Here is a 15,330-nt window from a genome sequence, read left to right as displayed (position 1 = left end):
GCCGACGGCTGATCTGTCTCGGGGCCGGATTGGGAGCCTGGCAGCCCCGCATGCCGCGGTACGTGCGATGGCTGAGCGGCGTCGTTCTCCGGCCAGTACGAGCCGCTGAGGCCCGTCCGATAGACGCCACCAGTCCTGTCGAGGGCTTCGCCCTCTGGGTTCATTGCCATACACAGGTCACCTCTTCGGGAACAGGACCGACACGGACCTGCTCAAGGCGCTGGAAATAAACGTGGAGGGCGAAACGCGCTGGCTCTCCGAAACGGCGCACGGCAGCAGCCGAGACAGCACATTCGAGGGCTGTGGCGGAAACTGGCCGAAGTCGGCAGCCGCACAACGCGCGGTATGCCGTTTCACCGCTCGGCTGGTCGATCAGGAACATCAGGCAATCGCAGGCGTCACAGATGGCCGGCAGACGAGGTCGGTCGACCGTCACGATCATCGTTCAGGCTCCCTTCCTGTTGCCGCGTTCCGCCGGTCACCAAAGTCGAGACTGCCGACAATGGGCACCCAACATGGTTGGACCGGTACGCCCCGTTTAGCGCAGAAGTCTGACTTTCCGGGTGATGCCGTCATAAGCGCGCCTCGTAGCCGCTAGGGCCAGCTCCTGACATCGGTGTGGATCAGTTTCTTCGCTCACCGATGTGCCGTCTTGGTGTTTCGAGATCCAATGCTCGCCCGTACTCTGTGTCGCGCGGAAGACACTCCTTGTCCGGGACGTGTCCTGGACTATCCGGACAGACGCACATAGTGGATGCGGGAGCCGACATGATTGATCGGGCCGAGACCTTCGCTGACGCGATGCGTCGATTGATGGCGGAGAGAGGGCTAAGCCTGCGTGCACTCGAAGCTAGAGTGCCGATGTCGAGATCGAAGTTGTCCGACCTGCGTAAGCCTGGAGCGACGGTCACGGACGAAGATGCATCGATCTTGGATGTTGCGCTGCAATCAGGCTTAACCTTGACGACAGCAGCCAGGCGAGATCGTGAGGCTGCCGTTGCGAAGGTTCTGCTGGGACCGAACGGGTACACCGACGCTGTTGTCCTTGTTGGCCGCGGCGCCGCACGGCAAGGAGATAGTGACGTGAACCGACGTGGATTTCTGCAGACCGGAGTTGGTGCAGCCTCGCTGCTGCTTGAGCTTGGCCGGCTCGGGCTGAGCGATGCGATGTCGTCGCGCGGTGACCTCTCGGCAGCAGAGTGGGAAGCGATCGTCATGGAGCACGGCTTCGGCTACATGACAACACCGCCGCACGAGTTGCTCACGGCCCTGATGGTCGATGTTGTGGCCATCCAGTACGCCGCGGAAGGGGAGCCCGATGACAGTATCCGCGCGAAGGACCTGCAACGGTGCGCGGCGCTGCTTGCCGCGTTAACGGCGATGACCGTGGCGAACTTGGGGGAGCTGCGGGAAGGTCAGCGTTGGTGGCGCACGGCCAGGGATCTGGCTGACCGTTCGACGGATCCTGAAACCAGGGCGTGGGTGCGGGGCCGGGAGATCGTTCGGGCGATGTACGAGCAGCGGCCCATCGGGATGATCCTGCATCTGGCGGAGACCTACGAGGGTGAGTTGGTCGGTGCGCCGCAGGGCGCCATGCCTGAGTTCCTCGGCGGCAAGGCCCAAGCGCTGGCGCTGGCCGGCCGGACCAGCGAGTCGGACGCCCTGCTTCCGCGGTTTGCGACCATCTGCGCTGCGCTCCCGGATCGGATCACTGCTCTGGGCGCCTCTGTCTTTGGCTGGTCAGAAGACCGTCAGAGGTTCACCGAGTCGTTTGTCCACTCATTCAACGGCAACTTCGCCAGGGCAGCAGCTGCGCAGGACGCCGCTGTGGCGCTCTACCCGGCCGAGTATGTGCGCGGACCTGCACAGATCGAGCTGCAGCGGGCACTTTGCCTTGCGCGGATGGGGGACTCCGCAGCAGCTGCATCCCATGCCCTAAGCGAGCTATCGCAACTACCGTCGGCCGACCACATCAGGCCAATCGTAGACCTGGCGCATCGTGTGGACAGGTCGATCAAAAAGGCTGACAAGCACCTTTCGGAGGTTTGCGCATATCGCGAATACCTTACGACGACCCGGCAGATCGAGGCTTGAGCATGACGTCGATGACCGGCCGACTCGCGCTTCGCCACCATGGGCCTGACGACACATTGACCATGCGCGACCTGCTCGTTCCCATCTATAGTGCGACCCACGCGCCCTTGATCGGCGTCGATCCGTGGAACGCTCCGGAGAAGTGGTGGCAGCGCCTGACTGACACCTATTCCAAGACTCGCGATTTCGATCTAGTCACGGGGTGGGATGGTGATGAAGTCGCCGGGTACGCGTTTGGCAGCCCGAACGACAGCGCACGGCTTTGGCCGTCAATTCACCCAGTGTTTCCACACCTGAACGCGGCGGGACCCGTATACATCTTCCGGGAGTTCGCCGTCCGACCGGATGTTCAACGCCGGGGCTATGGAATGTTGATACACGACGAATTGCTATCCGGCCGACCAGAGCAGGTCGCTCACCTGCTCCTGCGGAAGGACAACCTGCCTGCGCGGGCCGCCTACGTGTCATGGGGATGGAAAGCTGCTGGTGAAGTAAAGCCCTTTCCCGACTCGCAGACCTTCGACGCTATGGCACTCGATCTCACCAGCCGCCGTTGACCGCTGGTCGGCGTTTGTGCACGTCATCGCCGGGGTGCACGCCAGTGGCGGCCTGCGCGGAGCCGACGGTCCGGGGAAAGTTCTACCGAACCCCGATCCGGGTCGCCAGCTCGCGCAGTCCCGCTGATGTTGGCGAGGGGGCTAGCAGCAGCGTGGTGACCAGTTCGCGTACGGATGCGCGGTTCACCTCGCCGGGTGCGTGGCGGGCGGCGGCGACCACGGCGTGCGCGGCTCGGTCGTGGTGGCCGTGGCGCTCGGCCGCGCGGGCGGTGTCGATCAGGTAGCGGCCGTACCGTTCGGCGGAGGGGAGCTCAGCGGTGTTCACGCTGTCGGCGTGGCGCAGCGCCGTGCCGGTAGCGCCGAGGGCGGTGTAGACGCCGATCTTGTAGATGGCGACCGTGGAAGGGCTGAACGGGACCACGCCGGTGGTGACAGGCGCGTCGAGCCGTTCAGCGGCTGCGGTTGCCTCGGCAAGGTAGGTAGCGGTGTCGGCGGGCTTGCCCGCTTGCGCGCTGGCGTACGCCGCGGTGCACAGCAGATTGCCGTAGGCGCCGAGCATGTCTGGTGGCGGGTCACGGCGATCGGCGTCGAGCTCGGCCGCCGTTGTGGTCAGGAGTTCGAGAGCGGGCTGGTGCAGCCCGTCGCGGCGCATCGCGATCGCGATGACGTGGGTAGCGGCGGCCACCGCGATGCCGTCACCGGAATCTCGCGCGGCGGTGAGCCCCCGGTCGGCCATGGCCATGGCTATCGCGTCATCACCCCATTTGGTCGCCAGCGACGACGCCAGCGCGTACGCACGGCCGAGTACCCGCGCGAAGGTCTCCCGGCAGCTGCCGGTCGCCTGGTCGTGGGATGCATGCAGGTGTGCCAGCAGGCCGGGCAGGGCCTTCGCCAAAGAGGCGTACCGGCTATCCCGGTAGGCGCGAGCAGCGGCGGCCAGACCAGCCCTGGCCTGGTCGGTGCTCAAGTGCTGGCCCGGTATGCTGCCGGTGAGCAGCAGCCGTTCCAGACCGGCGCCCGCGCCCGGTTCGACGCCGGCCAGCCCTGCGACGGCGGCGCCGGCCGTGCCGGCGAGCAGAGTTCGTCGCTTCATCGGATCACCGCCTCCCGCTCGCAGGCTATCGGCAGTTGAACCTGTCCGGTCCGATTCGCCCCTTCGTGGACGCGTGTGTCGCTGTGCTGATGGTGACAGCCCAAGGAACTCTCCCGGGATGCCGAGCAGGTCGGCGAGGCTACGGCGGACCGCGACCTGGTCCAGAGGCGGGCCGCCACGCTCGATGCGCGACACCGTGGAGGTGGAGTACCCGCAGATGGCTCCGAGCTTTCCCTGATTCAGGTTGGCCGCGCGGCGTGCCAGCCGGACGACCATGCCCGGCCGCTCATCGCGTACCGCCTGCACCATCGCTGCCGACGTCCACACCGGATCTGTAGGGCTGAGCAATGGACGCTTGTCGGCCATGCCCGGCACGGTAGCGCTGCGTGCTCGCCGAGTCACCCAGGGGATTTTCAAGCTGTGCAAATCGTTGCCAGTCTCCGCGAAACACCTGTACCCCTTCTCGTCGATGCGGGTTGATGGATGCACGCCGCTACCGAGCCCGCGACCAGCAATCCTGCGGCGACGCCCACCGATCTAGGAGGATCCGATGACCGACACACTCGCCGTCCCGACCGCCGTCAAGACCGGCCGGTCCCTCATCCACACCGACCTGTTCGACCGGCTGACCGCCCGGATCAGCACTGAACACCCTGAGCTGGGCGCCGACATGCCGGCCCGCATCGTGGACCAGGCCCTGGTCTTCCTCGGCGCGTGCGCGGTTGCCACGCGTCCGATCGGCCCGTCCGAGCTGGTCGACATCGGCTGGCACACGTTCGTCCTCTACACGGTCGAGTACCGGCAGTTCTGCGACGAGATCGCGGGACGGTTCATCGAGCACGTCCCCGACGACGACCGGCCGGCCAAGCCGGTGCCGCCGTCGATGCCGGTGACCCTGGCCGACACCGTCGCCGCGATCCGCACCGCCGGGTACCGCGTCGACCCGCAGCTGTGGCACGGCGATGGCGCCGACTGCAACAGCAAGTGCAACCAGTGCCACGCCGGCTGCCACGACAGCCCGCGCGGATGACCTCCATCCGTCTGTAACCGCGACCGGGCCCTAAAGTAGGGGGCCCGGTCGTGGCGTGTGGAGGCACCGTGAGCCAGCACCAGTGGCATGACCTTCCGCCGCAGGTCAGAACCGAGATTGCCCGCAAGACGGGCGATGTGCGCAGCGTGCAGGTCACTTCGGCGGGCTCCGTAGCCGCGTTCACCGCCACTATCGACGCCGGCCACGGCACATACTTCTGCAAGGGCGCACCTACCACCGCTGGACCCGCACTTCGGGCCGCGCGGATCGAGGCGCGACTCAACCCCCACCTGCCGGAGGCACTGGTTCCTCGGCTGCGGTGGACTATCGAAGCGGCCGGCTGGGTCGTCCTCGGGTTCGACGTCTGTCCCGGCCGCCATGCCGACCTGCGGCCCGGCTCATCCGACCTGCCAGCAGTGGCTGCCACGCTGACCAAGTTAGCCGCCGCGCTGACACCATGCCCGCTGCAAGTGCAACCGGCTACGGCGCGGTGGGGCGCGTGGATCAATCCCGACCTCGTCGACGGGGACACCCTGGCACACACCGACGTCACGTCCAAGAACTTCCTGGTCGTCGACAGAGTTGTGCACGTGGTGGATTGGGCGATGCCCGTACGCGGAGCGGCGTGGATCGACACCGCCCGGATGATTGTGCGGCTCATCCGCGCCGGGCACAGCCCGGGCCAGGCGGAGCAGTGGGCCCGCGGCGTGCCTGCGTACTCCGCCGCACCAGCGCCGACGATCACCGCGTTCGCGCACGCCGCGGCAAAGCTCAACGCCCACCGTCGAAGGCAGAGGGCCGCCGAGCACGTCAATCAGCTTGCGTCGGCCGCCGCAGCGTGGTCGGCATTCCGGTCGGCAGGCGAAACAGAGACCTACACCCTCCGCTACTGAGATCCGATGCCTCCGTCATGGCGGCTGGCGGACATCACCGCGACGCCGCGTACATGAAGATCCGCCTATTCTCTAGGCACGCTCGCATGCTTCCAGTCGCCGTCGCGGGCGGGTTTAGCGTCACCGACCACGCTGCAAAGCACAGCACGTTGTGGGACATCCTGGTGGTGGGACGGAGCGTGACTGACGCCCTAGATCCAGCCAAGGCAGCGCGTCATTTAGTCAACTACATCGTCGGAGGAGAGGAGCACTAACGATGGAGGTCAAGCCTCTTCAAATCGAGCACATCGCTAGGGTCGAAGAGCTTCTGGCACTCGGAGCTCCGTACATATCCGTCCGAACTCGCTCCGACTATTGGCTGTATGCAACACTCTTCTCAACCAGTTGCCCCGTGGTCACTGAAGGCGACGAGGTGATCGGGGTGCTTATCGCCTTCCAGAGCCAAGACGATCCCGATGATGTTTATATCCAAGACGTTATGGTCCATCCTGACCATAGGCGCCGTGGCGTCGCGCGCCGGATGATTGAGGTCGTTCACACGCAGGCAGCCACATGGAACTGCCGACGGATGTACCTCACTTCCGAACCGGACAACGCAGCAGCGCATGCAGCTTGGCTGAAACACGGGTTCACCAATGCAGCGGGAGACCGTATCGTCGATGGCGTCTCAGTAATATCCCACTTCAAAGGGCCGGGAAAACATCGTGCAGTCTACGAGTTTCTCATCGAGTGAAAGCCGGCGTTGCAACGACGCGACGGCGTGGTGATGATCGGCTCTCCGAGGCGCAGCGGCTTGGAGACGGTGGAGGCCGGGCACCGGCGGGCCCGCGGGGCCGACGGTAACCATCCGCAGTTGTCGCACCCTACCGATAGCATGATCACGTCGTCCCCCCGATAGCCACATGCATACGCAGAGGCTGTCGGGAGGACTCGTGACATTGGACATCATCAGCCGCGCCGGATGACGCGCCCGCGCACCTCGAAGCCGTGACACCGTTTCATGGTCAAAGCGCACCGGGTTCATGGGGCACTACAGCGCCGCCCAGACAGTCCGCGAGATCCAGAACTTCCACATGGACACCCGCGGCTGGTCCGACATCGGCTACAACTTCCTCATCAACTCGATCACCGGCAAGGTGTACGAGGGCCGCGGCTGGACGGTGCTCGGCGCGCACGGCGCCGGCCACAACACCGAGGACACCGGCGTCTGCATTATCGGCAAGGACAAGGCCGGCGTGCAGGACGTCTCCGACGCCGCCCGCCGCAGCTTCAGGGCACTCTACGAAGACGCGAAGCGCCGCAAGGGCGGCAACCTCAAGCTGCTCGGCCACCGCGACCGCGGATCGACCACCTGCCCCCGGCGACGAGATCTACAACTTGCTGCATGCCGGTCTACCAATCGTCGGCACGTCGCCGCCAGACGCGCCGAAGCCTTCCCGCGGCCGACGACGGGTGAGCGGGGTCTCGCTGGGGTGATGTGAGCCGAGCAGCGTTGTCGGACAGCCTGCAGGTCACATCGAACTAAATAGCGTGCCCGGCGATCTGCTGCTGGATTTTTGCGTTGTAGGGGTCGATGACGGCGGCTCGCTGGAGCCAAGTGATGGCTTGCTTGGGGTCTTTTCTGGCGAGGTGTAGGCATGCGTCCAAGGCGTCGCGTCGTGCGGCTTCGCGTGTGGGGGCAATCCATGGCCATTGCTGGCCCGGCGCTATTTCTCCTCGGTAGAGCTGGACGATCCTGCGGCATGCGTCGCTGCGAGTGGTGTGGCTTATGGCGGTCGCCGCGACGGCCGTGGTGGTGCGCCATTCGCCTAGGTCGGCGTCGATGGCATCGGGGTTGAGTTGGTAGATGTCGCCGAGCCGGTTGACCGGGTCGCCGGTGGTTGGGCGTAGTCGTCGGCGAAGGTCGCTGAGGGTGGTATGCAGTCGTTGGGTGACCGAGGCTGGTGGCAGATGGGGCCAGATTGCACTGATCAGGGTGTTGCGGCTGGCCCCTTCGGGATGGACCGCGAGGTAGGCGAGGATTTGCAGGCTGGCTGAGCGGGATAGATGTACCGGCTGGCCGTCGAGGGTGAGCGCGCAAGAACCGATCAGGATCAGTTTTGCCAGGGGCGACGTTTGGGGAGTCGCAACGTGCTGGCGGGATGCGGCTGGTGCGGGGACAGGTAGGCCCTGGCTGTCGGTGTTGTTGTGATGCTGGACGAGGGTGAGTAGGTCGATCGCGGCGTTGTGGTCGAGGACGCAAAGTCGTCTGTCGCTGCTGGTTGTTGTGCCGTCGGTGTTCACGTACCAGTGAGTCGCTGCCAAGGTGGTGCTGTCGAGGGCGAGCAGGGTGGGTGCAGCAGGACCTTCTCCAGGCTGTTGCCGGGCTAGGGGTTCCGTGCTGTGGATGAAGGTGGCTAGCGATCCGGTGGGCTTGAGGCCGGGCAGTAAGTGCTTCCAATCATCCGGCCGGATGGTGACGGCGGGGCGGTCTGCAGGGTGGATGGCAGTGGACAGCGCGGCGGCGACAAGCAGGCCGCGGGCGGCGCTGTGTGCACCAGGGCCGTCAAGGTGAAGGATGCCGGCTGGTAGCCGGGCCAGTACGAGGGCGTCGACAGCGGCTGGTTTGGTGGGTGGCTGGTCGGCGAAGGCCGTGGCGATCGTGTTGGCGGTTGGCGGTGGGGTTCGCAGATCACGGTCTTGATGGTGAGTGCCTATCCGATGAGGGTCAGGTTGGTATTCGCGGCGACGGTGGGTCCAGGTGAGGGCTATCAGCGCGGTGACGGCCAAGGCTATGGGGTATGGGATCCAGCCTCCGCCTGGCAAGGCGATACCCGCAGCCTCAGGTTGTTCGATGGATTTCGGTGCGGGTTGGCCGCTGGTGTCGGGGTCTGCCGGCGGCGGCGCGGCGGCTACCGATGTTGGGGTTGTCGCCGCTTGGGTAGTTGCGGCGGGCATGGTGAGGGCGGCGACACCGGCCAGCGATCCTGCCGTCACCTGCGCCGGGCTGGGCAGTGGCAGCTGGGTGACCTTCCGCCACCCTCGCATTTGGGAGGGCACGACGTGGCGGGCGAGGTAGTAGATGAGGAGAAGCCAGAGCCCGGCGGCGATGAGCAGACCTACGATGACCAGGTCGGCCGGTTGGCGAGGCTGTTGAAGCCACTGTTTAAGCGCGGTGAGACTGAGTTGCGGCGGTCGGTGCTGCGCCAACCAGAGTCCTGCTGCTACGGGCGGCCCAGCGATGAATGCGACCAGGATCAGGGCGGTGGCGGCGCGGGATATGAGTCGCATGGCGTCAGTTCCCGACGGGTTGCCGATGCCTGGTGAACAGCGCATACATGCGGGTGATGAGCCAGGCGGCGACGGCGGTGGCGTAGATGACGCCGAGTGCTTTGTAGCCGGTGTAGGTCCGCGCGAAGACCATCAGGGGGATGGCGAGGATCAGGCCCAGGACGGCTCGCACGATGAGGTGTCTGGTGATCGCGGCGGCGGCACCGACGGCGGTGAGTAGTCCACCGGCGTAGCTGAGCCCTGGCCCCCACCCGTTCAGCCAAACGGGCATGCCTTCCACCATCGGCAGCGACACGATCACGATGCCCAGGGTCACCGCGATCAGCGACGAGCCGGGGAAGGCGAGGAACCCGTCCCATCCTTCGGCCGGGGTGAGGTTGCGTCGCCAAGACAGCAGGGCGAGCAGGGCAGCGCTGACGGCGATGGGAAGGGCGTACCAGACGGCGTACCGGATCGGCCACGAGTAGCTGGGGATGTTGAAGTAGGCGCCCGCGGTCATCGCGTAGAGGACCCCGACTACCAGGCCGCTGGCGGCGGCGATCCCGAGCCCGGCGGTGATGCGGCTGGCCGGCTGGCGACCGGGCGAGCGTTGGCTGTTCTGGTCGAGCAGCGCGGCGAACACCGACGCGAACTGCACCAAGCACACCTGAGCGAGCACCACCGCCACGGTCAGTTTGGGCCACGAGGCGGACAGCTCGTAGACCACGCCGCGGTACTGGCCGAAGGGCTGACTGCCAAAAATGTCGGCGGCGAGCACAAAGTGCCAGAACAGCAACAGTGATGCCGCCCCGGGCACTCCCAGCCACAGCAGCCGCCGCATCGGAGGCAGCAGTAGCGGAGCCTGCGCAGGTCCGGTCGTGCGGGCGGCCACAACGACCGGGTCGGAGTCGGCCGCCGCAGCTACCGCTATCAGAGCCGGTTGCACCGCCGGTTGCGGCGCGGTCCCGAGCTTCGCGGCGATCATCGCGGGCGCGCCCGGCGTGGCGGCCAGGCCGCCGATCAGGTGGACGCCGTGCACGTCGGCCAGGGTCAGGTCGGCGGCGGCGACCGCCTCCGCCGCGAGTTCCCCGGCCCTTTCCAGGACAGGTTGTGCGGCCTGCGCGACCTGCGTCGCGTTGACCACCACCGGCGGCTGGCCGTCCGGCAACGGCATCGTCACCGCGACCTGCTCGCTGAGCGCCTGACGGGCGGTACGCACGTTGGCCAGCGCCAGCCACCGCGCACCGCCCGCCACCTCGCTGAGCTCCGCACCGATAGTCGCCGCGGCCAGCAACTCGTCGATGCGGTCACCGCCGGCCCGTGGGTCGGCGACCGTGGCCAACACTTCGTAGCCGTTCGCGCCCTGGTGCAGCACGGTGGCCTCACAACCGGCACCGATGTCGACGACCAACAGGAGCCTGCCGGGTCCTGCTGGCGCTGCGGGAGCGAGCCAGCCGGCAGCGGCCACGGGCGCCTCGATGATCGCGGTCACCGCGAGCCCGGCGCTGCGAGCTGCGTGACGCAGCCACGTCCGGCGGCGCGGCCCCCACCCCGCTGGGACCACCATCCGCACCTGCGATACCGGCTCCCCCGCCGTCCGCGTTGCCTCCGAGGCAGCCTGCCGCAGGCTGGCTGCGACCAGATCGGACACCGGCACGCTCGTCCCGCGCACGGTGACCTCACCTGTGCCCGCGCGCAGCGGGGACAACACGAACCCGTCGGGGTCCACGGTCGCTTTCTGCCACGCCTGCGCCCCGACCAGTACCTCGCCGCCTGCGACGTGTATCGATGACGACCATTGCCAGCCACCGTCACCTTGCAATACCAGCCAGGAGCCATCCGCCCGGATCAGCGCCGCCTTGGTGGTGGCGGCGCCGTAATCGATCACCAGCGATGCAGGCATCTCGCCAATAAACCAGAAGATCGACGATCAGTCACTCGATAAAGACCTTTTGTGACGAGCCGCCCAGCGCTGTCACGCCCGGCCTTCCGGCTGTGTCCGCGAGGCCATTAAGGAGTTCCGTCGCGCCTGTCTTGGTCGTCGGGGAACGGCTGGTGCCGCTCACTGCTCTGTCCCGACTGGCCAGAGCTCGCTCCCCTCGCAGCGCTGTGACCTGCGGTTGTAAGTCCGTGTAATTAGTTGTGAGTGACTGTGAGTCGCCAACATGGGCCCCAGCCACCGCCGTGTGCCTAGCCTGAGCTCAGCACGACACCGCTGATTGTCCTGAGTCAACAAATTCTGCCAGCGCCGGCTTCACGCCCGGCCCTGAGGGCCCCGCCGCGCAAGTCGGATCAGCAAGCAGAAGGCGATAGAAGGGGGAACGGGTCGAGATGATTCGTGTCATTGCCGCGGTTCGCGCAGCGATAGCGACGGCTGCATGGCTGGGTGGCACGCCAGTTCTCCTGCTGATCCTCGGCGGCAGTCCGATACCGGCATCACTGCCCTCCACAACGGAGGTGCGGGTGTGGCTGGACAACCCGTTCCTGCCCGATTACGCGCCAGGAACCGTTAAGGCCACGGCCTGGGCCGTCTGGGCGGTGATCGCTGTCGCCGTGATCGCCGTGGGTCTGCGGCGGGCACGCCGCTGGCCGTGGGCGCGCCTGACCGCCTACCTCCCTGGGCCCGTCCAGGGGCTGGCCGCGACGTTGCTGGGCGCCGCCGCAGCCACCACCGCATCCGTCGGAGTACCGGCCGCCCACGCCGCCGCACCGGCAACCACCGCCGACGACCCCCTCGGCCACGGACACCCCACCCACGCCGACCCGGCTCGCAGCCACCTCGTCACGTCCCCCCGCGCCGCAGTGCGGCCGCACACCCACACGGTCGAGCTCGGCGAGACCCTGTGGGGCATCGCCGACGACGCACTCGGTGACCCGCACCGCTGGCGCGATATCTACGCCCTTAACCGAGGCCACGAGCAGGCTGACGGCCACGCCCTCACCGACCCCGACGAGATCGACGTTGACTGGGTACTCACCCTGCCCGCCCGCGACGCCACGCCCGCACCATCGAACACGGCGACGCCTTCGACGCCAGCGGACCGGCCAGCCGACGACAGCGCGGCCCAACCCAGCCCCACCGCGTCGGCCGCCGCAACGCCGCCGCCAGCAACGGGCAACCCGAGCACACCGGCGACCACCGCCGCCGCCCCGTCGTCAGATGCCTGCCTCACCGCCACGCCCGCCGAGCAATTGCCGTCCGAGACTGAGACGGCAGCGCCCGGCACCGGGGAACGAGCCGACGGGCAGGGAATCCGCCTTCCCTCACAGGCATGGGTCAGCCTCGGACTGGCCGGCCTGATCACCACCATCGCCTCTCTGCTACGCCTACAACGACGCCGCCGCGCCCGGCTGACCTATCCCATCCCGTCCAGAATCGGCCCGCAGCCTGCGCCGGTACCCGACACCCTCACCCTCGTCGACGTGGCCGGTGCACGCCACCAAACCACCGACGACGAACCTCTCCGGCCCGCCGCCCCAGCCGTGCCCGCCCCGATCGGCGTCGACCCCACCGGAAGCGAGGTCAGCCTGTTCGACCTGCCCGGCCCCGGCCTCGCCCTCACCGGTGACGGCGCCGAACCGGCCGCCCGCGCAGCGCTGGCCGCCGCGCTCGCCACCGGCGCCACGCAGAGCGCCGAGACGCGGCCGGTGGTGGTCACCACGACCGAGATCCTCGCCCGGCTCCTACCCGCCGGTACTGCACTGGTCGGCCTGGACCCCGACGGCACCAGCTACGACGGAGAACGCCTCATCGTGCTCTCCGACGCCGCCGCAGCCACCACCCACGCCGAAGAAGAGATGATCGTGCGGCGCCGGCTACTGGACACCTTCGACCTCGACACGGTCACCGCCCTGAACGAGCGCACCGACCACGCCGAAATGCAACCGCCGTACGTGCTGCTCATCGAGGCCACCACCCGGCACGCCGCCCGCCTACGCGCGGTCGGCGCGCACCGCCCGGCCCTGCACCTGCACCCAGTCGTCCTCGGCGGACTCGACGGCCTGCCCACCGTCGAGATCGCCGCCGACGGCACCACCCGTGACGGGGCCGCTGGGCTGGCGCGGCTGTCCACCCTCACGGCGAACGACCTCGCCGCCGTCCTCGCCATGCTCACCGACGCCGCCCCGCCCCCAGAGCCCGGCCACGACATCAACCTCGACCCGAGCGACCCGGCCGCGGCCGAACACGAGGCTCCCACCGAACAGACGGAACCGGTTCCCGCCCAACGGCGCGAGGCGGCGGCCCCGGTACGGCTGCGCGTCCTCGGCCCGGTCCGGCTTGAAACACCGGCGGGGCCGGTCGTGACCGGGATGCGCAGCGGCTCCTACACCGTCCTGGCCTCGTTGGCCGTGCACCCTTCCGGGCGCACCCTCGACCAGCTCGCCGCCGACCTGCACCCCGACACCGACCCGGGCACCGCAGGCAAACGCATCCGGACCGACATCAGCACCACCCGCCGGGTGCTGCGCGCCGCTACCGGCGACTCGGAGGCGATGTTCGTCGTCTACGACCCGGCAACCGGCCGCTACCGCCTCGACGCGGAGCTCATCGCTGTGGACCTGTGGCAGATGCTCACCGCCATCGAGGCCGCGAATACCGCCGACGACGACACCCAGGCCCTGGCCCTGCTGCGCGAGGTGATCGCACTGTATGGCGGGGACTTCGCCGACGGCACCGACCAGACCTGGATCACCGACTACGCCACCACCTACCGCCACCAGATCCTCTCCGTGTTCGCCCGCATCGCCGAGATCCTCGAACCCGACCACCCCGACCAGGCCGTCGCCGCACTCGAACGCGCCCTGGAATTCGACCCGGTCAACGAGGAGCTGTACCAGCGCGTCATGCGGATCCACGGCCGCGCCGGACGCCCGGACGCGGTCCGGCGCACCCTGCGCCGTCTCGAGGAACGCCTGGCCGACCTCGGCGACGCCGAACCGTCGCAGGCCACCCGCCGCGTCGCTGCCCGTCAGCTCCGGCCCGCAACCGCCGCCGCCAGCGGAGGTCCCCGATGACCGACACCTCAAGGAAGGACGGTCAGGCCATCAGCAACACCGCCGCACTCCTCAACAGCAGCCCACAGCCGAGCGCGAGCCGCGCAGGATGGTCGCCGGCACGGTGGGCGTCCTCGTTCTACGCCGTGGCCGCCAGCGGCGCCGTAATCGGTCAGAGCTGGGTCGCCCTCGACCACCTCCCATTGCCGCCCGCAGTGCCGATCGCGGTCCGCGTGCTGGCCGTGCTGCCGTTCGCGCTCTGCCTGGAGCTGCTGGCCATGGCCCTCGCCGCGATGGCCGACGAACGGATGCGCCTCGGTGAACGCGCCTACGGCCTGCGCGTCTTCTCCACCGTGGTCGCCGTCGTCGCCGTCGGTCTCCAGGTGGCCGGGCACTGGCCGGACCTGTACTGGTCGAGTGTCTTCGGGTTGCTGTCCGGCTCGGCGTACGCGCTGTGGCTGCTGCACGCCGCCGCCCGCCGCCGAGACGCCCTGCGCGCGGCGGGCAAACTCGCCGACACCGCCCCCGACTACGGCCTGTGGCGGCGGCTCCGTCACCCCATCTTCACCGCCCGCGCGGCGGAGCTGGCCCGCGAAGGCCGCCACGACCCCGCCACCGGGACGGGGCGTCCGCTCGGCTTGTACGAGTCCCTGCGCGCCGCCGAGCTGGCCATCGGCGACGAGAAACGCCGCCCGGCCGTTGCCCGCGCCGTCGAGCAGGTCGTACGCGCCGACCAGCACGATCCGCACCTGGCCGAGGTAGCCGTCCACACACTGGATTTGGATCGGCTGGCCGCCGAGCTGGCCGCCCGCGTCGACTACCCCGCCTGGGCTGACCGGCTCGCCCTCGCCATCACCGCACCCGCCCCTCTCCCGGCGGGCGGCGACCCCGACGCCCCCACCACCCAGCAAAGCGGCGCAGCGGTGCCCGAGCAGCCCCACCACCGCCCGACCGACCCAGATCCGGAAGTCACCGACACCATCGGCCCGGCACCCGCACCTCAGCCCGAACTCGGACCCGACCCCTATGACCACGACGACCGTGACGACGAGGACATCGAGCACGACGGCGACGGCGACGGCGACGGCGACGGCGACGGCGACGGCGACGGCGACGGCGACGGCGACGGCGAGAAGTTCAACGCGGACAACGGTGTCGACCTCGCCCCCGATCTCGTCCCGCTGCTGCCCGCTGCCCGTACGGCCCGCGACGAGCTGATCCGCGAGGGTCGCCGCCCGGTCAGCCGGGACGCCCTCGCGCAACGTCTTCGCCGCAACGGCACTGCCATCCGCAACAACCGCGTATCGGAGCTGCTCAACGCGCTGCGCCGGGAAGAGGCAAGCCTCGACAGTGCGCGCCCGAAGGTGCCGGCGTGACTGGCGCACCGGCCCCGCTCCCCCGCCGCTCGATGGATTTGAG

General features: G+C 68.3%; 12 protein-coding genes and 1 pseudogene. 8 read left to right on the top strand and 5 right to left on the bottom strand.

What is annotated here, in order from left to right; all coding sequences use genetic code 11:
• Positions 1-160 precede the first annotated feature (160 nt).
• Positions 161-442 (bottom strand): hypothetical protein, encoded by a 282-nt coding sequence (locus QSK31_RS18865; protein WP_285685447.1) that lies wholly within the window; start codon positions 440-442, stop codon positions 161-163.
• A gap of 326 nt (positions 443-768) precedes the next feature.
• On the opposite strand from QSK31_RS18865, the gene QSK31_RS18860 reads away from it, so the two are divergent.
• Both QSK31_RS18860 and QSK31_RS18855 read left to right on the top strand, forming a co-directional pair.
• On the top strand, positions 769-2,094 hold the full coding sequence (locus QSK31_RS18860) for a hypothetical protein (RefSeq protein ID WP_285685446.1): 1,326 nt from the start codon (positions 769-771) through the stop codon (positions 2,092-2,094).
• A gap of 11 nt (positions 2,095-2,105) precedes the next feature.
• Positions 2,106-2,651, top strand: coding sequence for a GNAT family N-acetyltransferase (locus QSK31_RS18855; protein WP_285685445.1), 546 nt, complete (start codon positions 2,106-2,108; stop codon positions 2,649-2,651).
• Positions 2,652-2,733: 82 nt separating this feature from the next.
• Here QSK31_RS18855 and QSK31_RS18850 read toward each other — a convergent pair whose 3' ends face one another.
• Positions 2,734-3,744: a hypothetical protein gene (locus QSK31_RS18850; protein WP_285685444.1), complete on the bottom strand. Its 1,011-nt coding sequence runs from the start codon at positions 3,742-3,744 to the stop codon at positions 2,734-2,736.
• Positions 3,745-3,864: 120 nt separating this feature from the next.
• Positions 3,865-4,020: pseudogene (locus tag QSK31_RS48820) on the bottom strand (helix-turn-helix domain-containing protein); the annotation flags it as partial.
• Positions 4,021-4,294: 274 nt separating this feature from the next.
• Between QSK31_RS48820 and QSK31_RS18845 the strand changes: the two are divergent.
• The 4 genes from QSK31_RS18845 (at position 4,295) to QSK31_RS18830 (ending at position 7,148) form a co-directional block, all read left to right on the top strand.
• The gene (locus QSK31_RS18845) at positions 4,295-4,774 is read left to right on the top strand and encodes a glycine-rich domain-containing protein (RefSeq protein WP_285685443.1); all 480 of its coding nucleotides are present in this window, start codon (positions 4,295-4,297) and stop codon (positions 4,772-4,774) included.
• A gap of 68 nt (positions 4,775-4,842) precedes the next feature.
• Positions 4,843-5,667, top strand: a complete 825-nt coding sequence (locus QSK31_RS18840; RefSeq protein ID WP_285685442.1) for a hypothetical protein — start codon at positions 4,843-4,845, stop codon at positions 5,665-5,667.
• Between the two features lie 256 nt (positions 5,668-5,923).
• Positions 5,924-6,400: a GNAT family N-acetyltransferase gene (locus tag QSK31_RS18835; protein WP_285685441.1), complete on the top strand. Its 477-nt coding sequence runs from the start codon at positions 5,924-5,926 to the stop codon at positions 6,398-6,400.
• Positions 6,401-6,689: 289 nt separating this feature from the next.
• Positions 6,690-7,148, top strand: coding sequence for a peptidoglycan recognition protein family protein (locus QSK31_RS18830; RefSeq protein WP_285685440.1), 459 nt, complete (start codon positions 6,690-6,692; stop codon positions 7,146-7,148).
• Between the two features lie 40 nt (positions 7,149-7,188).
• Here the strand turns inward: QSK31_RS18830 and QSK31_RS18825 are convergent, their stop codons facing one another.
• Both QSK31_RS18825 and QSK31_RS18820 read right to left on the bottom strand, forming a co-directional pair.
• Positions 7,189-8,937 carry an AfsR/SARP family transcriptional regulator gene (locus QSK31_RS18825; protein WP_285685439.1) on the bottom strand — a complete coding sequence of 583 codons (1,749 nt, stop codon included), beginning with the start codon at positions 8,935-8,937 and terminating at the stop codon, positions 7,189-7,191.
• Positions 8,938-8,941: 4 nt separating this feature from the next.
• Positions 8,942-10,819, bottom strand: coding sequence for an Hsp70 family protein (locus tag QSK31_RS18820; protein WP_285685438.1), 1,878 nt, complete (start codon positions 10,817-10,819; stop codon positions 8,942-8,944).
• A gap of 428 nt (positions 10,820-11,247) precedes the next feature.
• On the opposite strand from QSK31_RS18820, the gene QSK31_RS18815 reads away from it, so the two are divergent.
• Both QSK31_RS18815 and QSK31_RS18810 read left to right on the top strand, forming a co-directional pair.
• On the top strand, positions 11,248-13,932 hold the full coding sequence (locus tag QSK31_RS18815) for a BTAD domain-containing putative transcriptional regulator (protein ID WP_502872980.1): 2,685 nt from the start codon (positions 11,248-11,250) through the stop codon (positions 13,930-13,932).
• Positions 13,929-15,287: an amino acid adenylation domain-containing protein gene (locus tag QSK31_RS18810; RefSeq protein ID WP_285685436.1), complete on the top strand. Its 1,359-nt coding sequence runs from the start codon at positions 13,929-13,931 to the stop codon at positions 15,285-15,287. The genes QSK31_RS18815 and QSK31_RS18810 overlap by 4 nt, the downstream gene beginning before the upstream one ends.
• The last annotated feature ends 43 nt before the right edge of the window (positions 15,288-15,330 follow it).

Origin of the sequence: Actinoplanes sp. NBRC 103695 (assembly GCF_030269485.1) — a bacterium.
Lineage (GTDB): Bacteria > Actinomycetota > Actinomycetes > Mycobacteriales > Micromonosporaceae > Actinoplanes.
Note: the sequence above shows the minus strand (reverse complement) of the source record. Positions and strands in the feature narration are given on the sequence as shown.